Below are 25,008 nucleotides of genomic sequence, written 5' to 3'. Positions count from 1 at the left end.
TCACTCCTTAGCTCTGTGCGGCTTTGCGTGGAATAAACTCGTTCGCCACGGCTTCGCCCTGAAGCTGAAGCCGCTGCGGCTGCGGAATTTCCGGAATGGCAACATCCAGATGCGGGAATAACAGCTCGCCCACCTTGTACGCCTCTTCCAGATGCGGATAACCGGAGAGAATAAAGCTGTCGATGCCCAGGTCGGCGTATTCATTGATACGCGCTGCGACGGTAGGGCCATCGCCTACGAGTGCAGTTCCCGCGCCGCCGCGAACGAGGCCGACGCCCGCCCACAGATTCGGGGCGATCTCCAGGTTTTCGCGCTTGCCGTTATGCAGCGACGCCATCCGGTGCTGTCCAACGGAGTCGGTTTTGGCAAACGCGGCCTGCGCTTTAGAAATTGTCTCATCGTCAAGATGGGAGATTAAACGGTCGGCTGCCCGCCAGGCTTCCTCGTTGGTTTCGCGCACAATCACGTGCAGACGAATGCCAAAGCGTACCTTACGGCCGTGCGCGGCGGCTTTGGCGCGCACCTGCTCAATTTTCTCTTTGACAAGCTCCGGCGGCTCGCCCCAGGTGAGATAGAGGTCAACCTGCTCTGCTGCCAGATCTTGCGCCACATCCGATGACCCGCCGAAATAGAGGGGAGGGCGCGGCTGCTGTACCGGCGGGAAGTAGAGCTTCGCGTCGCGAACGTGAATATGCTTGCCTTCAAAGGTAACGGTTTCACCTTCCAGCAGACGCCGCCAGACGCGGGTGAACTCGGCGGAGGCTTCATAGCGCTCGGTGTGATCGAGGAACACGCCGTCGCCCGCCAGCTCCTGCGGATCGCTGCCGGTGACCAGGTTGAACAGCGCGCGTCCGTTTGACAGCCTGTCCAGCGTTGCCGCCTGACGCGCCGCGACCGTTGGAGAAACCACGCTCGGGCGAAGCGCAACCAGGAACTTCAGACGCTGGGTGACGGGGATCATTGAAGCGGCGACCAGCCAGGCATCTTCACAGGAGCGGCCCGTTGGGATCAGCACTCCGGTAAAGCCGATTCGGTCTGCTGCCTGCGCAATCTGCTGCAGATAGCCGTGGTCAACCGGGCGTGAGCCCTCTTCAGTGCCAAGATAGTGCCCATCACCGTGGGTGGGTAAAAACCAGAATAGATTCAGACTCATGATTTGGCTCCTTCTTTGCCTGCGGGCTGCCAGATGCGGTCGCGAATATCGACCTGCTTTGGCACCAGATGATTTTGATAAAAGAGATCGGCGGTTTGCTGCTGAAGCGCGGCAACGTGCGCGTCCACGGGGGTAATGGTGGTCGGCGGACGGTGGTTGAGGTAGCTCGCAATCACCGGCTCAGGCAAGCCCATGGTTTTCGCCAGCAGGGCAATACTCTCCTGACGCTGGCTTTGGGTCAGCGCATCGGCCTGGGTAAAGGTATCCAGTACGCCCTGAATAAACGCGCCGTTTTTTTCCGCATAAGGACGTGCGGCCAGGTAGAACGAGCCGGTCTGCTTCAGCGTGGTACCGTCTTTCAGCACGCGAACGCCGCCCTGCAGTAATGCGGCGGAGTAGTACGGATCCCAGATGGCCCAGGCATCAACGTTCTTCTGCTGGAATGCGGCGCGCGCGTCGGCAGGCGTCAGGTAAACAGGCTGAATGTCGGTGAACTTAAGCCCGGCTTCTTGCAGGGCACGCAGCAGCAGGTTGTGTGAGCTGGAACCTTTCTGGAAAGCAACTTTATGCCCTTTAAGATCGGCGACGGTTTTGATCTCACTGTTTTCAGGCACCAGAATGACTTCGGCTTTTGGCTTTGCGGGTTCGACGCCCACGTAAACCAGGTCCGCCCCGGCAGCCTGCGCAAAGATAGGCGGTATGTCGCCCGTGCTGCCCAAATCAATACTGCCGACGTTTAATGCCTCCAGCATCTGTGGGCCTGCGGGAAACTCCACCCAGGAGAATTTGGTGTCCGGGTAGCGCTTCTCCAGCAGCTGATGGCTTTTCGCCAGCACCATGCTGACGCTGCCTTTTTGATAGCCGATGCGCAGGCTTTCTGGCGCGGTTTCTGCCGCCTGAGCCAGGGACGAGAGGGCCATCAGCCCGACCAGGCCGATACGGGTTAATGTCTTAAACATGGGCGATTCCTTGCGGTTGACCGTATGCCGGTGCCTGAATGTCTTTGCGGTGCAGCGCCTGCCAGAAGGTTTCCAGCGCGTTATCGAGGCGGGTTTGCAGATTCGGCGTAAAGTGGGGTTTATGCTGGTAGTCGATGACCTGCGAGTCATCAGCAAAGACGCCGTGGAGGATTTCCTGCGCCTTTAACGCATTGAGCACGGGCTTCAGCGCATAATCCACCGCCAGCAGATGGGCTACCGTGCCGCCGGTTGCCAGCGGCAGTACAACCTTGCCGTCCAGGGCTCGCTCGGGAAGCAGATCCAGCAGCGTTTTTAGCGCGCCTGAAAAGGAGGCTTTATATATGGGCGTTGCCACAATAAGCCCGTCAGCGTCGTTGAGCTGCTCAATCAGCGCCTTGAGCGCGGGGCTATCAAAACGGGCGTAGAGCAAATCTTCGGGTTCGAAGTTATGCAGATTCCAGTGGCACACTTCGACATCCAGGGCGTTGAGCTTTTCGCGGGCGTATTCCAGCAGCGCGCTGGAACGAGAGGGAAACCGTGGACTTCCGGCCAGAGTAATGACGCGCATGTTTGCTCCTTATAACCAATTGTTTGCTTTTATCTAACATTCATAACAATTTTCAGGAGTGTGACATTGCAGAGTTATTCCACTAAATGATTTATCTGCAATTAAAATGCAAAAAAGTGCATAAGAAATGGGCAGCGAGGTAAACGATTGCGTTTTACGCTGGTTTTTTTGCCACAGGTCAATTCCCTTTCTGGGCGGGATCGCACATAATCCCCTCCCGGTCTGCACACCGGGAATCCAGGAGAGTTCATGTACTACCCCTTCGTTCGTAAAGCCCTTTTCCAGCTCGATCCTGAGCGCGCTCATGAATTTACATTCCAGCAATTACGTCGTATTACAGGCACGCCTCTGGCCGCGCTGGTACGCCAAAACGTGCCGGAAAAACCCGTCCACTGCATGGGCCTGACGTTTAAGAATCCACTGGGTCTGGCGGCCGGTCTGGATAAAAATGGCGAGTGCATTGATGCCCTGGGCGCGATGGGCTTTGGCTCAATTGAAATCGGTACCGTCACGCCGCGCCCGCAGCCGGGAAATGATAAGCCGCGCCTGTTCCGCCTGGTGGAGGCTGAAGGGCTGATCAACCGCATGGGCTTCAACAACCTCGGCGTGGATCATCTGGTTGAGAACGTCAAAAAATCTCATTTTGACGGTGTCTTGGGTATCAATATTGGCAAAAATAAAGACACGCCCGTCGAGCAGGGTAAAGATGACTATCTGATTTGTATGGAAAAAGTCTATGCCTACGCAGGCTATATTGCGGTGAATATTTCTTCACCCAATACCCCGGGTCTGCGCTCTTTGCAATATGGTGACGCGCTGGACGATCTTCTGAGCGCCATTAAAAATAAACAAAATGCGCTGCAGGCGATCCACCATAAATATGTTCCCGTGGCGGTTAAGATCGCGCCGGATCTTTCTTTAGAAGAATTGATCCAGGTCGCCGATAGTTTAGTACGCCATAATATTGATGGCGTCATCGCAACCAATACGACTCTCGATCGCTCCCTGGTTCAGGGAATGAAAAATTGCGATGAAGCGGGTGGCTTAAGCGGACGTCCGGTACAATTAAAAAGCACTGAAATTATTCGTGCCCTGTCTGCCGAATTAAATGGTCGCCTGCCGATTATTGGCGTGGGCGGAATCGACTCCGTGATAGCTGCGCGTGAGAAGATGGCGGCTGGCGCCTCGCTGGTGCAAATTTATTCTGGTTTTATTTTCAAAGGCCCGCCGCTCATTAAAGAAATCGTCACTCATATCTAAACTTTTACCTTAATCAGACAACCAGGGCTTTATTTCCGGCCCTGGTTGTTTTATATTCCGTCATTGTTGCTTATTTAGACATTATGGTCTTTTATTAATGTTGATATAAACGAGGCGGCAAACAGGACATTTTTAGAACAGGGTGTTTGGGGGACGGGAGAGACACATGCGAATTAAACCTGACGATAACTGGCGCTGGTATTTTTGCGACGAGCACGATCGAATGATGCTCGATTTAGCCAATGGCATGTTGTTCCGCTCTCGTTTTGCGCGCCGAATGTTGACCCCGGATGCCTTCTCGCCTTCGGGTTTTTGCGTTGAAGACGCTGCCCTTTATTTCTCCTTTGAAGAAAAATGCCGCGACCTGATGCTTTCCAAAGAGCAGCGCGCCGAGCTGGTATTAAATGCGCTGGTGGCGATCCGTTTCCTGAAGCCGCAGATGCCAAAAAGCTGGCACTTTCAGGCACACGGCCTCTGCTGGTCGCCTGTCACGGGTGATGCAGCCAGCGTTAACCTGAGTGATACCGCAGAAGAGGTGAATTTGCTGGTGGTTGAGCCTGGCGAAAATGCGGCGCTCTGTCTGCTGGCGCAGCCCGGCGTGACCATTGCCGGGCGCATGATGCAGCTTGGTGATGCCATTAAGGTCATGAACGACAGGCTGAAACCGCAGCTTCGCGTTGATGCATTCAGCCTGGAGCAGGCCGTTTAAGCTTTCAGCTGCACGGAGGTTTTCGGAACGCAGCTGCAGCACAGGATTGTACCATCCTCGCCAATAGCTGATTTCTTCAGCGCGCTGACTTCGCCTTCGACCAGCGTAATACGACAGCAACCGCAGATACCCGCACGACAGGAATACGGCACGCGGATCCCCGCCTGCTCCAGCTGCTCAAGTAAAACCTGCTGATTGTTTCCTCGGATGAGCTGACCCTGCCAGTGAATGTCCACTGCCGAGCTGACCTCAGTCACAACGTCTACGGACTCTTCTTCCTGACCTGCGCCATAAACGCGTGCGGGCCCGCGGGCGAGTATTTCCACCTCGTCCCCGACGCGGATCGCTCCGCTTGAGCGCGGAATGAGGTTCTGACCGAAATCCACATCCCCATTGTCCTGCGCGGTGCGGAATGACTGCAGGGTTTTCAGCGGTTCGCCAGACGGATGTTTTTGTCCCTTCTCGGGGCTTACCGTTGTGAAAATGCAGCGGCTGCACGGCTTCACGACGTCGAAAATGACGCTGCCAATGCGGATCACTTTCCAGGTATCTTCTTCCCAGGCGTCAACGCCCGTCACGACCAGGTTTGGGCGAAACTGCTCTATCTGGACGCTGGCCTTACAGCGGTTTTGCAGATCGCGCAGCGAGGCTTCGTTGGTAAGCAGAAACGGGAAGCCATCGGCAAAGGAGAGGGGAACGGCGTCATGACGCTTCACGCGACGCGTCAGTTCGGGACCAACCCAGCGCAGCTGTACGTCGCGGGAGAAGAAACCGCTCAGCCAGCGGTTAATATCATCCGGGGCGATGCGCGCGGTAAAATGATTGCCCCAGACTTCCGTTGGCGCATCGACAGGCGCAAAATCAGCAAAGCGAATCACCGCGCTGGAACCGTCCGGCGCGGTAAGGTGCAAACCGTCATGAAGCGGGGAAGGGGTGAAGCGCACCATCTGTGGAAACTGACGGGCCGTAATAAACGTACCGTCGGGCTCGGTGACCATAAAGATACGATCGAAGGCAAATCCGCTCATGTCGGCCAGCGCGTGCGAAACGCCAATACCGCGCATTGATTTCACCGGATGGATAAAAAGCCTGGATAAGGTCGCCACTGCACACTCCCACAAATGAAAATAAGCCTTCAACTTTATGACATACACGCCATATTAGCTATAATGCGCGACAATTTTCTAAGAGTTAAAAGTGACGATATGAATTCTCTGTTTGCCAGTACGGCCCGTGGGCTGGAAGAGCTGTTAAAAACTGAACTGGAAGGCCTGGGCGCGCAAGAGTGCCAGGTGGTTCAGGGTGGTGTCCATTTTGAGGGCGACACGCGGCTTATTTACCAGAGCCTGATGTGGAGCCGTCTGGCGTCGCGCATCATGCTGCCGATGAAGGAGTGCAAGGTCTATAGCGACCTGGACCTCTATACCGGCGTACAGATGATCGACTGGACAGAGATCTTCACGCCAAACGCCACCTTTGCGGTGCATTTCAACGGCGTGAACGACGAGATCCGCAACAGCCAGTACGGCGCGCTGCGCGTAAAAGATGCCATCGTGGACTGCTTCACGCGTAAAAATAAGGAACGCCCGAACGTCGATCGCGAAAATCCGGATCTGCGTATTAACGTCTGGCTGAACGGCGACACGGCGAGTATATCTCTCGATCTGAGCGGTGCGGGCCTGCACCTTCGCGGCTACCGCGATCGTACCGGTATGGCACCCATCAAAGAAACCCTGGCCGCCGCGATTGTCATGCGCTCAGGCTGGCAGCCGGGCACCCCGCTGCTCGACCCAATGTGCGGTTCCGGTACGCTGCTGATTGAAGCCGCGATGCTGGCAACCGACCGCGCGCCGGGGCTGCACCGCGGCCACTGGGGCTTTAAAGGCTGGGCGCAGCATGATGAAGCGCTCTGGAAAGAGGTCAAAGACGAGGCTCAGACCCGCGCCCGTAAAGGCCTGGCGGAGTACACGTCCCATTTCTACGGTTCGGACAGCGATGCACGCGTGATTGAACGCGCGCGCAGCAACGCCCGTCGCGCAGGTATTGGGGAGCTGGTCACCTTTGAGGTGAAAGACGTAGCGAACCTGACCAATCCGCTGCCAAAAGGCCCGTACGGCACGGTGATCAGCAACCCGCCGTACGGCGAGCGTCTGGACAGCGAGCCTGCGCTGATTGCCCTGCACAGCCTGCTGAGCCGCAATATGAAGGACTACTTCGGCGGCTGGAATCTCTCCCTGTTTAGCGCCTCGCCGGAGCTGCTGAGCTGCCTGCAGCTGCGCGCCGATCGCCAGTTTAAGGCGAAGAACGGCCCGCTGGACTGCGTGCAGAAAAACTACCATCTTGCAGAAAAAGCGGCGGACAGCAAGCCGTCCGGGGTGGCGGAAGATTACGCCAACCGCCTGCGCAAGAACCTGAAGAAATATGAAAAATGGGCGAAGCAGGAAGGCATTGAGTGTTATCGCCTGTATGACGCCGACCTGCCGGAGTACAACGTGGCGGTTGACCGCTACGCCGACTGGGTTGTGATTCAGGAATATGCCCCACCGAAAACCATCGATGCGCAAAAAGCGCGTCAGCGTATGTTGGACGTGATTGCTGCCACCATCGCCGTGCTCGGCATCACGCCGAACAAGCTGGTGCTGAAAACTCGTGAACGGCAGAAGGGCAAAAACCAGTATCAGAAGATGAATGAGAAGGGCGACTTTATCGAAGTGGGCGAGTACAACGCTCGCCTGTGGGTTAACCTGACCGACTATCTGGATACCGGCCTGTTCCTGGACCACCGTATCGCCCGCCGCATGCTGGGCCAGATGAGCAAGGGTAAAGACTTCCTCAACCTGTTCTCCTATACCGGCAGCGCGAGCGTTCACGCCGGTCTCGGCGGCGCGCGCAGCACCACTACCGTGGATATGTCCCGCACCTACCTGGAGTGGGCGGAGCGTAACCTGCGCCTGAACGGCCTGACCGGCCGCCAGCATCGTCTGATGCAGGCCGACGTGCTGGGCTGGCTGCGCGATACCGACGAGCAGTTCGACCTGATCTTCATCGATCCGCCGACCTTCTCCAACTCCAAGCGCATGGAGGACAGCTTTGACGTTCAACGCGATCACCTGCGCCTGATGACCGATCTGAAGCGCCTGCTGCGTAAAGGCGGCACCATCATGTTCTCGAACAACAAACGCGGCTTCCGCATGGATCACGACGGTCTTGCTGAACTGGGACTGAAAGCACAAGAAATCAGCCAAAAAACGCTGTCTCAGGACTTCGCCCGTAACCGTCAAATCCATAACTGCTGGTTGATTACCGCGGTCTGAAAGGAAAAATAAATGTCATTAATTAGCATGCACGGCGCGTGGCTCTCTTTTAGCGATGCGCCACTTCTCGATGATACTGAACTGCATATTGAAGACAACGAACGCGTCTGTCTGGTAGGCCGTAACGGCGCGGGTAAATCCACGCTGATGAAAATCCTCAATCGTGAACAGGGCCTGGATGACGGTCGTATCGTTTACGAGCAGGATCTGATCGTCTCCCGCCTGCAGCAGGACCCTCCGCGTAACGTGGCGGGCACGGTTTACGATTTCGTCGCGGAAGGGATTTCTGAACAGGCTGAATACCTGAAGGGCTATCACGAGATTTCACATCTGGTGATGACCGATCCGAGCGAAAAAAACCTTAATGAAATGGCGCGTCTGCAGGAGCTGCTGGATCACCACGGCCTGTGGCAGCTCGAAAGCCGCATCACCGAAGTGCTGGACCAGCTTGGTCTGGACGCGGACACGGAGCTGGCGTCGCTCTCCGGCGGCTGGCTGCGTAAAGCCGCGCTGGGGCGTGCGCTGGTCAGCGGGCCGAAAGTGCTGCTTCTGGACGAACCGACCAACCACCTGGATATCGAAGCGATTGACTGGCTGGAAGGGTTCCTGAAGACCTTTAACGGCACCATTATCTTTATCTCGCACGACCGTTCGTTTATCCGCAACATGGCGACCCGCATTGTTGACCTCGATCGCGGCAAGCTGGTGACCTATCCCGGCGATTACGATACCTATCTGCTGGAAAAAGAAGAAAACCTGCGCGTGGAAGAGCTGCAAAACGCGGAGTTTGACCGCAAGCTGGCACAGGAAGAGGTCTGGATCCGTCAGGGCATCAAAGCGCGTCGTACCCGTAACGAAGGCCGCGTGCGCGCCCTGAAGGCAATGCGTAACGAACGCAGCGCCCGCCGCGAAGTGATGGGCAGCGCGAAGATGCAGGTTGAAGAGGCGTCCCGCTCGGGCAAAATTGTGTTTGAGATGGAGGACGTGAATTACCAGGTCGACGGCAAAGTGCTGGTGAAAGACTTCTCCGCTCAGGTGCAGCGAGGCGACAAAATTGCCCTGATTGGCCCGAACGGCTGCGGTAAAACCACGCTGCTTAAGCTGATGCTGGGCCAGCTGCAGGCAGACAGTGGCCGCGTTCACTGCGGGACAAAGCTGGAAGTGGCCTACTTCGACCAGCACCGTGCCGAGCTGGACCCGGACAGAACGGTGATGGATAACCTCGCTGAAGGTAAGCAGGAGGTGATGGTTAACGGTAAGCCGCGTCACGTTCTGGGCTACCTGCAGGACTTCCTGTTCCATCCTAAACGCGCCATGACGCCGGTGCGCGCGCTATCGGGCGGAGAGCGTAACCGTCTGCTGCTGGCGCGTCTGTTCCTGAAACCAAGTAACCTGTTGATTCTCGATGAACCAACCAACGACCTGGATGTCGAAACGCTGGAGCTGCTGGAAGAGCTGATCGACGGATACCAGGGCACCGTGATGCTGGTGAGCCACGATCGTCAGTTTGTTGATAACACCGTGACCGAATGCTGGATTTTCGAAGGTGAAGGCCGGATTGGTCAATATGTCGGCGGCTATCACGATGCGCGAGGCCAGCAATCGCAGTCTTTGGCGCAAAAACAGGCTAAATCCAAAATTGCACCGGAACCTGTTGCCGCAAAAGCAGAAACTGTCAAAAAAACGCCTGCTAAAATGAGCTATAACCTGCAGCGCGAACTGGAAGGGCTGCCTCAGCGTCTGGAAGAACTGGAGGCGGCGCTCGAAGCGTTGCAAGTTCAGGTCGCTGATGCCTCATTCTTTACGCAGTCGCACGACTATACTCAGAAAATATTGGCTGAACTGTCCGCGGCTGAAAAAGCCCTGGAAGAAGCATTTGAGCGCTGGGAGTACCTTGAGTCTCTGAAAAACGGCGCATAAACAGGGATAACATATGTGTGACCAGCACCATGCCGACAGGCATATATTATGCTCGCAATGCGATATGCTCGTGGCGTTGCCAGAGCTTGGTCACGGACATAAGGCAACCTGTCCGCGCTGCGGCGCAACGTTGACAACCGAGTGGGATGCGCCAAGGCAGCGTCCCACCGCTTATGCGCTGGCAGCCCTCTTCATGCTGCTGCTCTCTAATCTCTTCCCCTTCATCTATATGAAGGTGGGAGGGATGACCAGCCAGGTGGATTTGCTTGAGATCCCGGGCGTAATGTTCTCCGAAGATTACGCCAGCCTTGGCACCTTTTTCCTTCTGTTCGTACAAATTGTTCCGGCGTTGTGCCTGGTGGTGATCCTGCTGCTGGTCAACCGTGTCCGGATGCCCACCTCCCTCAAAATTAAACTCGCGCGCGTTCTGTTCCAGCTTAAAAGCTGGGGAATGGCCGAAATATTTCTGGCGGGGATACTGGTCAGCTTCGTCAAGCTGATGGCCTACGGCGACGTGGGGATAGGCAGCAGCTTTATCCCCTGGTGCCTCTACTGCGTACTCCAGCTGCGCGCCTTCCAGTGCGTTGACCGGCGCTGGGCATGGGATGATATCGCGCCTGCGCCCACGCTGAATCAAAGGGTGAAGGTGGGTGTTACGGGGATCAGACAGGGATTACGTTCGTGCTCCTGCTGCACCGCCGTGCTGCCTGCGGATCTGGACGTGTGCCCGCGTTGCGAAACCAAAGGATATGTACGGCGTAAAAATAGCCTGCAGTGGACCATGGCGCTGCTGGTGACGTCGATCATGCTTTACCTTCCCGCCAACATCCTGCCAATTATGATCACCGATTTGCTCGGCGACAAAATGCCCTCGACAATCCTTGCCGGGGTGGTTTTGCTGTGGGGGGAAGGGTCGTATCCGGTGGCGGGCGTCATTTTTATCGCCAGTATTATGGTGCCGACGTTAAAGATGATTGCGATTGCCTGGCTCTGTTGGGACGCCAAAGGGCATGGCAAACGCGACAGCGAACGCATGCACCTGATTTATGAGGTTGTTGAGTTTGTTGGTCGCTGGTCAATGATTGACGTGTTTGTGATTGCGGTTCTCTCTGCGCTGGTGCGCATGGGAGGGCTGATGAGTATTTATCCCGCAATGGGAGCGCTAATGTTTGCGTTGGTCGTCATTATGACCATGTTTGCGGCCATGACCTTCGACCCTCGTTTATCGTGGGATCGTGAGCCCGAGTCAAGCCATGAGGAAGAGTAAGAGCATGGAAAATAAGAGTGGAGAGGCGAAAGTTCAGAAGGTCAGGAACTGGTCGCCGGTGTGGATTTTCCCCATTGTGACGGCGCTGATCGGTGCATGGATCCTGTTTTATCATTACAGCCATCAGGGACCGGAAGTCACGCTGATCACCACCAACGCTGAGGGTATTGAAGGCGGCAAAACCACCATCAAAAGCCGTAGCGTGGATGTGGGTGTAGTGGAAAGCGCAACCCTGACCGACGATCTGACGCATGTAGAAATCAAGGCGCGTCTGAATGCCGGGATGGAAAAGCTCCTTCACGGTGACTCCGTATTCTGGGTGGTGAAACCGCAGGTTGGCCGCGAAGGGATTAGTGGTTTAGGCACCCTGCTGTCCGGTGCCTACATTGAGCTTCAGCCGGGTACGAAAGGCGTTCAGCCGGGACAATATCAGCTCCTTGATTCTCCACCGCTTGCGCCGCCTGATGCAAAAGGTATCCGCGTTATTCTCGACAGTAAAAAGGCGGGCCAGCTTTCACCTGGCGATCCTGTGCTGTTCCGTGGCTATCGCGTGGGGTCGGTGGAAACCAGTACGTTCGATCCGCAAAAGCGTACCATCAGCTACCAGCTCTTTATTAACGCACCAAACGATCGTCTGGTGACCAGCAACGTACGTTTCTGGAAAGACAGTGGGATCGCCGTGGATCTGACTTCTGCGGGCATGCGTGTGGAAATGGGCTCCCTGACCACCCTGTTTGGCGGCGGTGTTAGTTTCGACGTGCCTGAAGGGCAGGATTTGGGTCAGCCGGTGGCTGAGAAATCGGCGTTCCGACTTTTTGACGATCAAAAAAGCATTCAGGACGCGCTCTATACCGATCATATCGACTATCTGATGTTCTTCAAAGATTCCGTCCGTGGCCTGCAGCCGGGCGCACCGGTTGAATTCCGCGGCATCCGTCTCGGTACCGTAGGGCAGGTCCCTTACTTCGTGCCTGGCCTTAAGCAGATGCTGGATGACGACTACCGTATTCCGGTGCTGATCCGCATTGAGCCAGAACGTTTGATCAATCAGATTGGCAAAGATCAGGATATCGGCGAACATATTTCCGATCTGATGAATCGTGGTTTGCGCGGCTCGCTGAAAACCGGCAACCTGGTGACAGGCGCGCTGTATGTGGATATGGACTTCTATCCAAAAGCGCCGGCTATTACCGGTATCCGTGAATTTGGTGGCTACCAGATTATTCCAACGGTCAGCAGCGGTCTGGCGCAGATCCAGCAGCGTCTGATGGAAACGCTGGATAAGATTAACAACCTGCCGCTGAATCCAATGATTGAATCCGCGACCCGTTCGCTGAGCGAAAGCCAGGCGACAATGCGCCGTCTGCAAACCACGCTGGATAATGTCAATAAGATCACCGCAAGCCAGTCCATGCAGCAGCTGCCGCAGGATATGCAGAAAACATTGCGTGAACTCAACCGCAGCATGCAGGGCTTCCAGCCTGGCTCGGCGGCGTATAACAAGATGGTGGCAGATATGCAGCGCCTGGATCAGGTCCTGCGTGAGCTGCAGCCGGTACTGAAAACGCTAAACGAGAAGAGCAACGCGCTGGTGTTTGAAGCGAAAGATAAAAAGGATCCTGAGCCGAAGAGGGCGAAACAATGAAAAAATGGCTAGCGATTGTCGGAGCGATGGTATTAACGGCCTGTAGCTCGGGCAGTGAAAACAAAAGCTACTACCAGCTGCCGTTGACCGTGCAGGCCGGTACGCAAACCAGCGCGTCGCAGGGTAACCGCCTGTTATGGGTTGAGCAGGTTTCAGTGCCCGATTACCTCGCTGGAAACGGCGTGGTGTATCAAACCAGCGACGTTCAGTACGTAATTGCCAACAACAACCTGTGGGCCAGCCCGCTGGATCAGCAGCTGCGCAATACGCTGGTGGCTAACCTCAGCAGCCAGCTTCCGGGCTGGGTCGTCGCTTCACAGCCGCTGGGGAGCGATCAGGACACGCTTAACGTCACCGTGACAGGCTTCCACGGCCGCTACGACGGCGTGGTCGTGGTCAGCGGCGAGTGGCTGCTTAATCATCAGGGACAGCTCATCAAGCGTCCTTTCCATCTTGAAATGAAGCAGCAGAAAGATGGTTACGATGAAATGGTGAAAGTTCTGGCACAAGGCTGGGCGCAAGAGTCGACCAGCATCGCCAGGGAGATTTCCCGTCTCCCATAAGTAAAATTCATGGTAAAAAGCCGCCTTCAGCGACTCGCTGATTGCGGCTTTTTTTTCGTTTTGAGTTCAGGCTGTTACTTGTGCCACGTCACACTTTTTGTACAAATGAACTTTTGGCTAGTTCACAAATATGACACCCGTATGAATTTTGAACGTTGACGCTGAGACAGATTCGGGGTATTCGTTAACTGTGCTTGCACACTTTGCAATCACTGTTTTCTTTCCACCAGACAAAAGAATGAGGGAAACGAGGCATGAAGAGACAGAAACGAGATCGCCTGGAAAGGGCTCATCAACGTGGTTATCAGGCTGGCATCGCCGGACGTTCGAAAGAAATGTGTCCCTATCAAACTCTGAATCAGAGGTCGCAATGGTTAGGGGGCTGGCGAGAAGCCATCGGAGACAGGGCAGTACTTGCTTGATAGCGTCTCTTTAAAAAGAAACCTCCGCACTGCGGAGGTTTCGCCTTTCTGACGCTGCTTAAAGCAGAGGTTAGAAAGCAGAGGTATCCTGGAACAGGCCCACTTTCAGATCGTTAGCGGTATAGATCAGACGACCGTCAACCAGCACTTCCCCATCCGCCAGGCCCATAATCAGACGACGGTTAACGATGCGCTTGAAGTGGATACGGTAGGTGACTTTCTTCGCGGTAGGCAGAACCTGACCGGTAAATTTGACCTCGCCTACGCCCAGCGCGCGGCCTTTGCCTTCGCCACCCAGCCAGCCGAGATAGAAACCAACCAGCTGCCACATGGCATCCAGGCCCAGACAGCCAGGCATTACCGGATCGCCAATAAAGTGGCAACCGAAGAACCACAGGTCCGGGTTGATATCGAGTTCCGCTTCTACGTAGCCCTTATCAAAGTTGCCGCCGGTTTCGGTCATTTTTACGACACGGTCCATCATCAGCATGCTAGGGGCCGGTAACTGCGGGCCGTTTGCGCCAAACAGTTCACCGCGACCAGAGGCAAGAAGGTCTTCTTTTGTATAGGATTCGCGTTTATCTACCATGTTCTCAGTAAGCCTTATTTTATTGAAGGACGCAGGATAGCTAACACGTGTACGCTGAACAAGTCCGATCAGTTCGGACTAAACCAACTCAGCCAGCGCAACGGCCATGGATAACGATGACGAGCATCCTGCTGTGTCGCCTGAGCAATACGTTCCTGGATAGTCTGCATCAGGGTCGTTTGCCCCTCACCGTCCCACACAAGGTTTGTCAGTAAGGGTAGTGCATCCTCAATACCTTCGATGGCCCAGATGAAGAATTGTTCCTGTTCGACGGCTTCCAGGAGCGACTGGCTGAGGCTTAAATGACGTACGTTGGGGGCCGGGATGATCACACCCTGTTTGCCGTTCAATCCACGCTGCTGGCAGATAGAGAAGAATCCTTCGATTTTCTCGTTCAGACCCCCAACGGGCTGAGCACGACCAAACTGATCAACCGAGCCGGTGATCGCGATGTTCTGGTTGACGGGCACTTCTGCCAGGGCGCTAATGAGGGCGCACAGCTCGGCCATAGAGGCGCTATCGCCATCCACTTCGCTGTAGGACTGCTCAAACGTCAGCGAGGCGGAGAAGGGGATCTGTTGCTCAAGCTGGAGTTCGGACATCAGAAATGCCTGCATGATCATCATGCCCTTGGCGTGAATATTGCCGCCAAGCTCGGCTTTGCGTTCAATGTCAGTAAATTCGCCGTCACCAATGTGCACAACGCAGCTGATTCGGGATGGCTCTCCGAACGCGCGCGGGTGGCCAGGGAATTCAATCACCGACAGGGCGTTTATTTGACCAATGCGTTCGCCTTCAGTCTCGACCAGGATTTGTTCCAGCAGAATTTCATCCTGCATGCGGTCGGCAAGATAGCCTTCGCGCCACTCTCGCTGGGCCAGCATCTGAACGAGTTGTTCACCGGTGAAGCTACCGTTACCGCTGACCACGCCGACTTCACGCAGCTGTTTACCGATCCAGAGAGGGCAGAGCGGCAGAGTCTCCTGGTCGCCGGTGTAGCGTACCGCCTCACGGATTAAACCAGGCCAGGCATCTGCAGCAGGGGTAGGAAGGGCAAACCGTTCAGCGACGGCCATCACCCACTGACACCACTGTGCCATGTCATCAGCGTCGGCAATCTGAATGTTGTCTTCATACTCGCTGTAGACCGCCTGTTCTGCCAGCTCCGGCTCCATTTCCTGGAAATCAGCCAGTGATTCGCGATCGCCCGTCAGCACGACGGTAAGCGACAGCGGCATAGACGGGACAGAAACCGGCAGAGGGCGTGACTCATCATAGCCAACCCAATCAAAACGTTGCTGACTCACAATCGTTTTCAGGCGCATCCACAGCAGCGGCTGGGAAAGAAGGGTTCGCAGGGAAATGATCAGCACGCCGCCATTCGCGCGATGCACTAAGCCCGGCGTCAGGGACAGCTCGCCGTTAAACTGGCGAAGACAGCCAAAGAGTTGTTCTGCCTCTGTCCAGCTAGCGGTAACCACTTCGCCAGCAGCAGCAAAACGCCCATCGGCCTTCTGCGCAGGTTCAAAAGTGACATCATGTCCGGAAATACGATACTGGCCGCCATAAACGGTATCCGCCTGTGGCTGTAGCTGGCGCACGGCATCACCCAGAAGCGTCAAATACTCGGCTTCTTCCGGGGCTTTGAGCAGCATGAAGGGGGATGTTGCCCACGGGCTTAACACCTGCTCCAGCGCGTAATGCAGACGCGGTTGTGTATCGCTAAGTATAAATTCGTGTTCTTTTGTGAGGTCTGGCTGTGTAAACAGCTCCTGATAGCTCTCGGTATCCGGAACCAGGTCACGCCATGCAAGTTTCGTAATGGTCAAAGTTGATGTTTTTTAGTCAGATGTAAAACCGTGGAGTATACCGTAAGCCGGGGTCTCTTCCCAACAGGATTGGGGAATTTGGCGAGGGAATCCTCTGCGATGTTTCACAGGATATGATTTCTTTTCAGCAGATTGCCAAAAAACTGATATTCTGAACAGAGTTACGAGGTAACACTGAGATCGCAATGAAATATCAACAACTGGAAAATCTCGAAAGCGGCTGGAAATGGAAGTACCTGGTCAAAAAGCACCGTGAAGGGGAGCTGATCACCTGCTACATCGAAGCCAGCGCAGCGCAAGACGCCGTGGATATTTTGCTGACGCTCGAAAATGAACCGGTACAGGTTAATAGCTGGATAGAGAAACACATTAATCCGGCACTGCTTAACCGGATGAAGCAAACTATCCGCGCGCGCAGGAAACGGCATTTTAATGCCGAGCATCAGCATACCCGCAAAAAGTCTATCGATCTGGAGTTTATTGTCTGGCAACGCCTTGCCGGTCTGGCGCAACGGCGTGGAAAAACACTGTCGGAAACGGTCGTACAGCTGATAGAAGATGCCGAACATAAAGAGAAATATGCCAGCCAGATGTCGACGTTGAAGAATGACCTTCAGGCTTTGCTGGGTAAAAAATAAGCTTTTACGCTTCTTCAGACAATAAAAAACCCCGCATAGCGGGGTTTTTTTATAAGACGATAACTTATGCCGCTGGCTGAGTTACAACGTCTTTGATGCCTTTAACTTCGATCTCTACGCGACGATCTGGAGCCAGGCAGTCGATCAGTGCAGCGCGAGCTTTCACGTTGTCACAGGTGTTGCCAGTAACTGGGTTAGATTCGCCCATACCGCGTGGGGAGATCTTGTTAGCTGGGATACCTTTAGATACCAGGTAATCAACAACGGACTGAGCACGTTTCTCAGACAGTTTCTGGTTGTAAGCGTCAGAACCGATACGGTCGGTGAAGCCCAGAACCACTACAGAACCATCTTTAGGATCCAGGTTGCTCAGCTGGGTGTACAGCTGATCCAGTGCCTGCTGACCTTCTGGTTTCAGGGTAGCTTTGTTGAAGTTGAACAGAACGTCAGACTTCAGAGTGAAGTGCTTGGTCTGTACTTCTGGAGCTGGAGCCGGCGCTGGAGCAACGATTGGCGCTGCATCTTCCTGCTGGCCGAAGCGGTAGGAAACACCTACGCTCAGCATGCCGTTGTCTGGACGAACACCAACGGTGTTGCCGTCGCCGATGTTGTTAACCCACTGGTATTCCAGACGGGTAGCGATGTCACGGGTCATAGCCCACTCAACGCCACCAGCGAATACTGGGGAAACACCGGTGTCGTGGTTGTCGCCAGCAACATTGTTGCTAGAGTCTGCACGCCATACCATGCCGCCCAGACGGGTGTACACGTCCAGATCGTCAGTTACTGGGTAACCCAGTTTAGCGGTCAGCTGAACACCCTGAGCTTTGAAAGCGCCATTGGTGTTGTTGCCTTTGTATGGCATACGACCTAACCAGTCGTAACCCATTTCAAAGCCAACATACGGGTTAACCTGATAGCCACCGAACGCACCTGCACCAAGCTGGCTCTCATGAGTAGGGCCATCGTTGTTCAGTTCGCTGTTGTACCAGCCGGTGTCATGGAACTGAGACCAGCCCAGTTTACCACCTGCATACCAGGTATTATCTTTCGGAGCGGCCTGCGCTACGGTAGCGAAGCCAGCCAGTGCCACTGCAATCGCGATAGCTGTCTTTTTCATTTTTTGCGCCTCGTTATCATCCAAAATTTGCCATGAAGATCTCTTTCGAGAAATCACGGTTAAATCCTTCACCGGGGGGCGTGGTCAAATATAAATCTACCGATATCTTCGGCTTAGGCCGAGCACCCCTGGCGATGTAAAGTCTACAACGTAGCTGAAAACTTACAAGTGTGAACTCCGTCAGGCATATGAAAAAAAAAGTTCCGTATACCTATTATTTAACATTTTTCGAACAGAATTTGTGCAGTAAAATTAAGAGGAACCGCACCAGACAAGCCTTTCCGCAGTTTTGGCGACGGGAACTAATTCCACTTCCTGTGGTCAAAAAAAATTCCAGGAAAACTCTTAAATTTGCTCAATGATACAAATTTGAGTGAATTTTTAGGCCAGAACGTTGTCCTTTGCGATATGAATCTGGGTGAACCGGACGCATGATGAACCCGATCGCATGTCCTTCTTCCGCTGCTTCAGTCAGACGAAAATGTTCCTCTTCCGTTAACTCCTCAGGCAACCATCCAATCACGACGCTGTAATTTCCGGTGCGCAAGGCGCGGATCATTGATTCAACCGTATCGCACGGCGAGAGTTGGTTAATTTGCATAACTTTCGTCAGCGGCAGGCCCGCAGACTGAACCCATTCCCGGCTCAATTTTTGCTGCGGCGTCAGCCAGAGCTGCCAGCGTGACTGCTGGCCAAGCTGTTGTAATAACGGCAGTAACAGAAGTTGGGTTAACAGAGGCTGGTCTTCACGATAAACCACTTCACTGATAAGACCCGTCGAGAGGCGCCCGACGGATTTCTGCGCAACACCGTCAGCGGTAGTAGAGAAAGATGTTGAGCGATTTGCATAGCCTGAAGTGTACATATTCATTCCAGCCCTGTAGTTACTGTATGAATATACAGTAACCCCTGTATGCCTAAAGATCAACTTCATTTTCGGAAAGCGACTCGCAAAATTCGTTCATTATTGGCTTCCCTGAAAAAATCATCTTGCTCATTGGCAATAAGTTGCCTATTTTCCTGCTAACGGATCCGCTAGTAAGAAATTCTGCTGTTATTGTATGATTTTTTTAGGAATTATTATGAAAAAGATATCTTATGAACGGATTTATAAGTCGCAAGAATACCTGTCCCCGTTGGGTGAAATCCACCATCGTGCGCTTTTCGGTGGCTATACCCTGGCCGTGGATGATGCGGTTTTCGCAATGGTGTCAGATGGCGAACTCTACCTGCGAGCCTGCGAAGAAAGCGCAAAATACTGTGTAAAGCATGCTTCCTCTTTCCTGACCCTCATGAAGCGGGGGCGCCCGGTGCTGCTTAATTATTATCGCGTCGATGACGGCCTCTGGCAGGACAGGCAAAGACTGCTTCAGCTTTCGTCATTTGCACTCGATGCGGCAAGAAAAGAGCGCTATCAGCGGCATCAGCGCAATCGGCTCAAAGATCTGCCCAACCTGACGTTTCAACTGGAGGTTTTGCTCTGTGAGGCCGGGATCACCAACGAAGAGACGTTGCGGCAGCTGGGTGCGAGAGAGAGCTGGCTGAAAATGCGGGCAAAAAACAAAGCGCTAAGTATGAAAATTCTGTTTGCGCTTGAGGGGGCAATAGAAGGGCTGCATGAGGCGGCGCTCCCGGCGCTGATTCGCCAGGAGCTAACCGAGTGGCTTAACGCGCTGCCCGATCTGCAGGAAAATCACTCCTCCAGGTAGCGATTTGCTGCTGCAGTCGGCAAATTTCTGGCAGCAGAGCGATAAGCAGGCCAATCTGCTGAAGAACCAGTGGCGCTTTGCTGTCGTTACCCGGATCAAGATGCGCAATGCGTTGTGCCAGTTCATCAAGTGCATGCTGAACGCGCGGCTCGTCGGCTGGCAGATGATGAAGCGCATCATCGACGTAACAGACGGCGTCATCCAACAAGGCGAGAATGCCCGGGTTGGTGAGTTTTTCCCGGTGTGCTCCAAGCGTGGAGATGTAGCTTGTAAACGTATGATTCAGGCAGAGCAGGCGGAAGGCCGTCTCTCGAATGTCTGCTGTAGCACGAGGTTCCGTAGACATGTTAGAGACAACCGACGCCAGTTCAGCATCACTGTTATGGGCATCCCGGCGGGCAATGCGGTACGCCAGGCGGTTATCGCGCCCCTGATGATACTGTTCCAGGATGGCGTCAAGGTATCTGCAGTTGGCATTCATTGCCCGGTCCAGCACGCGCGGTAGATTGCGAAAACGCCAGTCTGGCCAGATAAAGCTTACCGCCGCCCATGCGATCGCGCAGCCGAGCAGCGTATCGATCACTCGGGGAAGAGCGACTTCAAAACCCTCACCTAGCAGATTAAAACAGAGCAAAACCAGAAGCGTGATGAACATCGTTGCATGCGCATACTGGACGTTGCGAAAGGCGAAGAACAGCACGCCGGTAATCACGATCAGGATAAGCTGTCCTTCGATGGACGGCACGAAATAGAGTACCGGTAGCCCGATCGCAACCCCCACCAGCGTACCGATAATACGCAGCGCAAGGCGGTGACGGGTGGCGTTATAGTTTGGCTGGCAGACAAACAGGCTGGTCAGCAAGATCCAGTAGCCGTGATGCAACCCGGTAATCTGGATAAAGGCGTACCCCACGCAGAGCACCAGGGACATTCTTACCGCGTGGCGGAAGAGGGCCGATTCCGGCGTAAAGTTGCGGCTCAAGCGTAACCACATATCGCTAGCGCTGTGCACGCTGTCATCGGCAAGCTGATTTTCCGCATCATTACGCGGAAGTGCCATTGCCTGCTCGGACTCAATGGTAGCCAGCTGAGCGTCTATCGCCCGTAGGTTATTGAGCAGAAAACCCAGCGCTTTGATCTGTTCCGGCGACGTTCCGCTGGCCTGTACGCGGTCGAGCGCTGCATCGAGGTGGCTAAAGGCGCGTTCAAAAAGCGGATCGTGCTGGTAGGGGGTGCGCAGCAGTATTGAACGCGCCAGCTGCTGGCAGGCCTGGGACTGCATGGACAGCAAGCGCTGGAAGCGGAACATGACGTCGCTATAGCGGAACTTTTCGCGCAGAGCGGCATACTGTACATGCGAAGAGCTGGCACGTTCATGAATGTCCTGTGCGGCAAAGTAATAATGCAGCGTTCTTCGCGTGCCGCGCTGGCCGCGATCGCCCCGAAGGCGGGTGAGCAACGAGGCCTTCGTCTGGTTTAGGGTTGCGACCAGCTGGCCGTTTGCCAGGGCCAGATCGTAAAGCGGCGCCTGACTCTCCTCTTCAGAATCCGGGTCAAATAGCCTGGATTTGAGTTCAAGGTAGCGGGCTAGCTGCTCATAGCTGCGTGCGAGATTATCCTGCAGGGGACGCACCGGAAAGATGAGATGGCCGGTTAGCGTCAGCAGGTTATACCAGATAGCGCCCAGCAGCAGCAGAACGGGCTGCTGATACCACTGATCGTAAAGTGAAACCCCCAGCATTGTGTAAATGGCTATCAGCAGGGCCCCAAACGCGATGGTGGCATAGCGCTGCCCAAGGCCACCGAGCAGGATAAATCCGCTGGTGGAAAGCGTCAGGCCTAACGCGAACAGCCAGGGCCAGGGGAAAAGCAGTTCGACAGAAGCGGAAGCAATAAAGAAACAGATGAGGGTAATAACAAGGTTGCGAAGTCGCCCCGCTAAACGATCGTCCAGATCCGCAAGCGCCCCCGCCACCACGCCCAGAGTAAGCGGTATGGTGAGCTTCACGTCATTCAGCCACCATGGCAGGGCGACGGTACCGCATAGTGCAATAAAAATTCTGACGTTATAAAGCCAGGAGCTGTTCCAGGTATAGCGGCGTAGCAGTGGGCTTAGCATAAGCGCGGCCAGTCCTTATTTACTGAAAACGACGGCGAGCGTTCGCTTCTCGCGCCGCCTGTGCCACTTCAACCGGAACAACCCTGCGCCCGACGGGCCACAGCGCAATGGCGGCAATCTTGAAGTTCGCGATCCCCACCGGAATACCAATAATGGTGATGCACTGCGCAATACCGGCCAGAATATGCATCAGGCACAGCCACCAGCCAAAGAAAATCAGCCACAGCACGTTCAGCAGGGTGCCGCCCGTATTCATCAGCGCATTTTTTCTCTCTGGCTCCAGCTCGTCAACGTGGACAGCCTCATTCCCAAAGGGGATAAGCGAGAGTTTGGTGATTTCCCAGCAGGAGCGGGTCAGCGGAAGCGTAAAAATAAGTACGACGCTCACCAGGGTTGCAAAGAGCCAGGAAAGGGTGGTGGCAAAACCGCCCAGGACAAAATTCAAAATATTCAGAACGATACGCATAAACCCTCAGTTCCTTTCGATATGATTAACGCCTGGTGATTGTAACGTTTTTTTAGGCTGGAGCACCTTAAAACTGGCAGTTAAACTATCAGACAAATTATCTCTTCATGGATCCGGCTGGATATGGAACTGAAAGCAACTTCTATGGGCAAACGCCTGGCGCAGCACCCTTACGACAAGGTCGTCCTCCTGAACGCGGGGGTGAAGGTCTCGGGTGAACGCCACGAATACCTCATTCCGTTTAACCAGCTTCTCGCCATTCACTGCAAGCGCGGGCTGGTATGGGGCGAGCTGGAGTTTGTGTTGCCCGCCGATAAAGTTGTGCGCCTCCATGGTACCGAGTGGGCGGAAACGCAGCGCTTCCATCATCATCTGAATACGCTCTGGCAGCAGTGGAGCCATGATATGAGCGTGATTGCCGCGCAGGTACTGCAGCAGGTGCTGGACGATATTGCGCAGAGCAATGCGCAACAAAAATGGCTGACCCGTCAACAGACCGCCGGGCTGCAGCACAAGATCCGCCAGGCGCTTACGGCGTTGCCATTACCCGCAACGCGTCTCAACGAGTTTGATAATTGTCGTGACGCCTGGCAGCGGTGTCAGGCCTGGCTGACCGACATCGATAAGAGCCGTCTGGCGCACAATCAGGCGTGGACCGACGCCATGCTCACCGATTATGCCGATTTCTTCAGCACTGTCGAATCATCGCCGCTCAATCCTGCGCAGGCGCGCGCGGTGGTCAATGGCGAGCAGTCGCTGCTGGTGCTCGCGGGGGCCGGAAGCGGCAAAACGTCGGTGCTGGTCGCGCGCGCGGGCTGGTTACTGACCACCGGCGAGGCCGTTGCCGACCAGATTTTGCTCCTGGCTTTTGGGCGCAAGGCGGCACAGGAGATGGACGAACGTATTCAGGAACGCCTGCACACCCAGGATATTGCCGCCAGAACCTTCCATTCCCTTGCGCTGCATATCATTCAGCAGGGCAGCAAGAAAGTTCCTTCCATAAGCAAACTGGAAAACGATACCCAGGCGCGGCAGGCCCTGTTCATTAAAACGTGGCGGCAGCAGTGCAGTGAAAAAAAGGCGCAGGCAAAAGGGTGGCGTCAGTGGCTCGAGGAGGAGCTTGGCTGGGCGGTACCGGAGGGCAGCTTCTGGCAGGATGAGAAGCTGGCGCGTCGTCTGGGATCGCGCCTTGACCGCTGGGTCAGCCTGATGCGCATGCACGGGGGTTCCCAGGCAGAGATGATCGAAAACGCGCCGGAGGCGATCCGCGATCCGTTTTCAAAGCGCATTAAGCTGATGGCCCCGATGCTGAAAGCCTGGAAAACGGCCCTGAAGGATGAAAATGCCGTCGATTTCTCTGGCCTGATCCATCAGGCCATAATCATTCTCGAAAAAGGCCGCTTCGTCAGCCCGTGGAAACACATTCTGGTGGATGAATTCCAGGATATTTCCCCCCAGCGCGCCGCGCTGCTTTCGGCACTACGGGCGCAAAATAAGCACACGTCGCTGTTTGCCGTGGGCGACGACTGGCAGGCCATCTACCGGTTTAGCGGGGCGCAGCTCTCCCTGACCACTGCGTTTCATCACTATTTTGGTGAGGGGGATCGCAGCGATCTGGATACCACCTACCGTTTCAATTCCCGGATTGGCGAAATTGCCAACCGCTTTATTCAGCAGAATCCGCATCAGCTGGCCAAGCCGCTCAACAGCCTGACGCCGGGGGATAAAAAGGCGGTTACCCTGCTGGCAGAAGATCAGCTCGAGCCGCTGCTGGACAAGCTCAGCGGCTACGCAAAGCCCGATGAACGCATTCTGGTGCTGGCGCGCTATCATCATCTCAAACCGGCCGCGCTGGAAAAGGCCGCCACCCGTTGGCCGAAGCTGCAGCTTGATTTTATGACCATCCACGCCAGCAAAGGCCAGCAGGCGCATTACGTCATTGTGCTGGGACTCAAGGAGGGGAGCGACGGTTTCCCGGCTCCGGCGCGCGAATCAATAATGGAGCAGGCGCTGTTGCCGGCGCCCGAGGATTTCCCGGATGCGGAAGAGCGACGCCTGCTGTACGTGGCGATGACCCGCGCGCGCCATCGCGTCTGGCTGCTGTTCAATAAAGAGGAGCCATCCGTGTTTGTCGATATCCTGAAGAGTATTGATGTGCCGGTAGCGCGTAAACCATAAGGATGTCAGGCAAGATTTTGTAGGCCGGGTAAGGCGAAGCCGCCACCCGGCAAAAAGCTACTTCAGTCTCTCGGAAAGATAACGCTGATAATCCGGAATAAGGATCTCAACCGGGGAGTTAAACTGCGGTGATTCAATGATGAAATCCGCCGTCGACAGGTTCGTCGCCACCGGAATGTTCCAGACCGTAGCAAGACGCAGCAGCGCTTTCACATCCGGATCGTGCGGAACCGCATTCAGCGGGTCCCAGAAGAAAATCAGTACATCAATTTTCCCTTCCGAAATTTGCGCGCCCACCTGCTGGTCGCCACCCATCGGGCCGCTCAGCATGGCGTTAACCTCCAGGCCCGTTTCGCGGTGGATCAGGTTGCCGGTTGTGCCGGTCGCAGAGAGGTTATGTTTTTCCAGCAGCGGCTGATGGCGGCGAACCCAGTTCAGCAGCATCTGTTTACAGTGATCGTGCGCGACCAGCGCAATGTGTTTGCGTTCCGGGAGGGTGCGTGTTGTCAGTTCCATAAGCGTGTCCGTAAGATTAACCCATCACACGATGACGGGAACTGCCTGATGCTGCAAGAGAAAG

22 protein-coding genes are annotated in these 25,008 nt (G+C 55.0%); 11 read left to right on the top strand and 11 right to left on the bottom strand.

Features of this window, described 5'->3' with window-relative positions; all coding sequences use genetic code 11:
• Positions 1–7: 7 nt before the first annotated feature.
• The 3 genes from ssuD to ssuE are packed head-to-tail and all read right to left on the bottom strand — an operon-like array spanning position 8 to position 2,680.
• Positions 8–1,153 carry an FMNH2-dependent alkanesulfonate monooxygenase gene (ssuD, locus tag E0L20_RS20370; protein WP_131635538.1) on the bottom strand — a complete coding sequence of 382 codons (1,146 nt, stop codon included), beginning with the start codon at positions 1,151–1,153 and terminating at the stop codon, positions 8–10.
• Positions 1,150–2,112 (bottom strand): sulfonate ABC transporter substrate-binding protein, encoded by a 963-nt coding sequence (locus E0L20_RS20365; RefSeq protein ID WP_131635537.1) that lies wholly within the window; start codon positions 2,110–2,112, stop codon positions 1,150–1,152. The genes ssuD and E0L20_RS20365 overlap by 4 nt, the downstream gene beginning before the upstream one ends.
• Positions 2,105–2,680 (bottom strand): NADPH-dependent FMN reductase, encoded by a 576-nt coding sequence (gene ssuE, locus E0L20_RS20360; protein ID WP_131635536.1) that lies wholly within the window; start codon positions 2,678–2,680, stop codon positions 2,105–2,107. The genes E0L20_RS20365 and ssuE overlap by 8 nt, the downstream gene beginning before the upstream one ends.
• A 249-nt stretch (positions 2,681–2,929) precedes the next feature.
• Here ssuE and pyrD point away from each other — a divergent pair, with 249 nt between their 5' ends.
• Both pyrD and zapC read left to right on the top strand, forming a co-directional pair.
• The gene (gene pyrD / locus E0L20_RS20355; protein WP_131635535.1) at positions 2,930–3,940 is read left to right on the top strand and encodes a quinone-dependent dihydroorotate dehydrogenase; all 1,011 of its coding nucleotides are present in this window, start codon (positions 2,930–2,932) and stop codon (positions 3,938–3,940) included.
• Positions 3,941–4,106: 166 nt separating this feature from the next.
• Positions 4,107–4,649: a cell division protein ZapC gene (zapC, locus tag E0L20_RS20350; protein WP_131635534.1), complete on the top strand. Its 543-nt coding sequence runs from the start codon at positions 4,107–4,109 to the stop codon at positions 4,647–4,649.
• On the opposite strand, the gene E0L20_RS20345 is transcribed toward zapC, so the two are convergent.
• Positions 4,646–5,755 (bottom strand): YcbX family protein, encoded by a 1,110-nt coding sequence (locus E0L20_RS20345; protein WP_131635533.1) that lies wholly within the window; start codon positions 5,753–5,755, stop codon positions 4,646–4,648. The genes zapC and E0L20_RS20345 overlap by 4 nt on opposite strands.
• 99 nt (positions 5,756–5,854) lie before the next feature.
• On the opposite strand from E0L20_RS20345, the gene rlmKL reads away from it, so the two are divergent.
• From rlmKL to rmf, 6 genes are all read left to right on the top strand, one after another.
• A complete protein-coding gene (rlmKL, locus tag E0L20_RS20340) occupies positions 5,855–7,963 on the top strand; it encodes a bifunctional 23S rRNA (guanine(2069)-N(7))-methyltransferase RlmK/23S rRNA (guanine(2445)-N(2))-methyltransferase RlmL (protein WP_131635532.1) in 2,109 nt (702 codons plus the stop codon).
• A 12-nt stretch (positions 7,964–7,975) separates the two neighbouring features.
• Positions 7,976–9,883, top strand: a complete 1,908-nt coding sequence (locus tag E0L20_RS20335) for an ABC transporter ATP-binding protein (RefSeq protein WP_131635531.1) — start codon at positions 7,976–7,978, stop codon at positions 9,881–9,883.
• 13 nt (positions 9,884–9,896) lie between these two features.
• Positions 9,897–11,150, top strand: coding sequence for a membrane integrity-associated transporter subunit PqiA (gene pqiA / locus E0L20_RS20330; protein ID WP_131635530.1), 1,254 nt, complete (start codon positions 9,897–9,899; stop codon positions 11,148–11,150).
• Positions 11,151–11,154: 4 nt separating this feature from the next.
• Positions 11,155–12,795: an intermembrane transport protein PqiB gene (pqiB, locus tag E0L20_RS20325; protein ID WP_131635529.1), complete on the top strand. Its 1,641-nt coding sequence runs from the start codon at positions 11,155–11,157 to the stop codon at positions 12,793–12,795.
• Positions 12,792–13,358 carry a membrane integrity-associated transporter subunit PqiC gene (pqiC, locus tag E0L20_RS20320; RefSeq protein WP_131635528.1) on the top strand — a complete coding sequence of 189 codons (567 nt, stop codon included), beginning with the start codon at positions 12,792–12,794 and terminating at the stop codon, positions 13,356–13,358. Before pqiB ends, pqiC begins: the two co-directional genes overlap by 4 nt.
• Positions 13,359–13,612: 254 nt before the next feature.
• Positions 13,613–13,780 carry a ribosome modulation factor gene (gene rmf, locus E0L20_RS20315; RefSeq protein WP_010429337.1) on the top strand — a complete coding sequence of 56 codons (168 nt, stop codon included), beginning with the start codon at positions 13,613–13,615 and terminating at the stop codon, positions 13,778–13,780.
• 70 nt (positions 13,781–13,850) lie between these two features.
• Here rmf and fabA read toward each other — a convergent pair whose 3' ends face one another.
• Positions 13,851–14,369: a bifunctional 3-hydroxydecanoyl-ACP dehydratase/trans-2-decenoyl-ACP isomerase gene (fabA, locus tag E0L20_RS20310; RefSeq protein ID WP_131635527.1), complete on the bottom strand. Its 519-nt coding sequence runs from the start codon at positions 14,367–14,369 to the stop codon at positions 13,851–13,853.
• 68 nt (positions 14,370–14,437) lie between these two features.
• Entirely contained in the window at positions 14,438–16,198 is a 1,761-nt protein-coding gene (locus tag E0L20_RS20305; RefSeq protein WP_131635526.1) for an AAA family ATPase, read from the bottom strand.
• A 185-nt stretch (positions 16,199–16,383) separates the two neighbouring features.
• On the opposite strand from E0L20_RS20305, the gene matP reads away from it, so the two are divergent.
• Entirely contained in the window at positions 16,384–16,836 is a 453-nt protein-coding gene (matP, locus tag E0L20_RS20300; protein ID WP_131635525.1) for a macrodomain Ter protein MatP, read from the top strand.
• A gap of 64 nt (positions 16,837–16,900) precedes the next feature.
• Here matP and ompA read toward each other — a convergent pair whose 3' ends face one another.
• The gene (gene ompA / locus E0L20_RS20295) at positions 16,901–17,956 is read right to left on the bottom strand and encodes a porin OmpA (RefSeq protein ID WP_131635524.1); all 1,056 of its coding nucleotides are present in this window, start codon (positions 17,954–17,956) and stop codon (positions 16,901–16,903) included.
• A 355-nt stretch (positions 17,957–18,311) separates the two neighbouring features.
• Positions 18,312–18,821: an SOS-induced cell division inhibitor SulA gene (gene sulA / locus E0L20_RS20290; RefSeq protein ID WP_131635571.1), complete on the bottom strand. Its 510-nt coding sequence runs from the start codon at positions 18,819–18,821 to the stop codon at positions 18,312–18,314.
• Positions 18,822–19,038: 217 nt separating this feature from the next.
• Between sulA and E0L20_RS20285 the strand changes: the two genes are divergently transcribed.
• Entirely contained in the window at positions 19,039–19,665 is a 627-nt protein-coding gene (locus E0L20_RS20285) for a TfoX/Sxy family DNA transformation protein (RefSeq protein ID WP_131635523.1), read from the top strand.
• Here the strand turns inward: E0L20_RS20285 and yccS are convergent.
• On the bottom strand, positions 19,622–21,784 hold the full coding sequence (gene yccS / locus E0L20_RS20280) for a YccS family putative transporter (RefSeq protein WP_131635522.1): 2,163 nt from the start codon (positions 21,782–21,784) through the stop codon (positions 19,622–19,624). The two genes, E0L20_RS20285 and yccS, sit on opposite strands and share 44 nt — an antisense overlap.
• Before the next feature lie 19 nt (positions 21,785–21,803).
• Positions 21,804–22,250 (bottom strand): YccF domain-containing protein, encoded by a 447-nt coding sequence (locus E0L20_RS20275; protein ID WP_131635521.1) that lies wholly within the window; start codon positions 22,248–22,250, stop codon positions 21,804–21,806.
• A 123-nt stretch (positions 22,251–22,373) separates the two neighbouring features.
• On the opposite strand from E0L20_RS20275, the gene helD reads away from it, so the two are divergent.
• Positions 22,374–24,428, top strand: coding sequence for a DNA helicase IV (helD, locus tag E0L20_RS20270; protein WP_131635520.1), 2,055 nt, complete (start codon positions 22,374–22,376; stop codon positions 24,426–24,428).
• A gap of 57 nt (positions 24,429–24,485) precedes the next feature.
• Here the strand turns inward: helD and mgsA are convergent, their stop codons facing one another.
• A complete protein-coding gene (gene mgsA, locus E0L20_RS20265; RefSeq protein ID WP_131635519.1) occupies positions 24,486–24,944 on the bottom strand; it encodes a methylglyoxal synthase in 459 nt (152 codons plus the stop codon).
• Positions 24,945–25,008 lie beyond the last annotated feature (64 nt).

This window comes from Enterobacter wuhouensis (genome assembly GCF_004331265.1).
Taxonomy (GTDB): Bacteria; Pseudomonadota; Gammaproteobacteria; order Enterobacterales; family Enterobacteriaceae; genus Enterobacter; species Enterobacter wuhouensis.
This window is presented reverse-complemented; position numbering and strand designations above follow the sequence as displayed.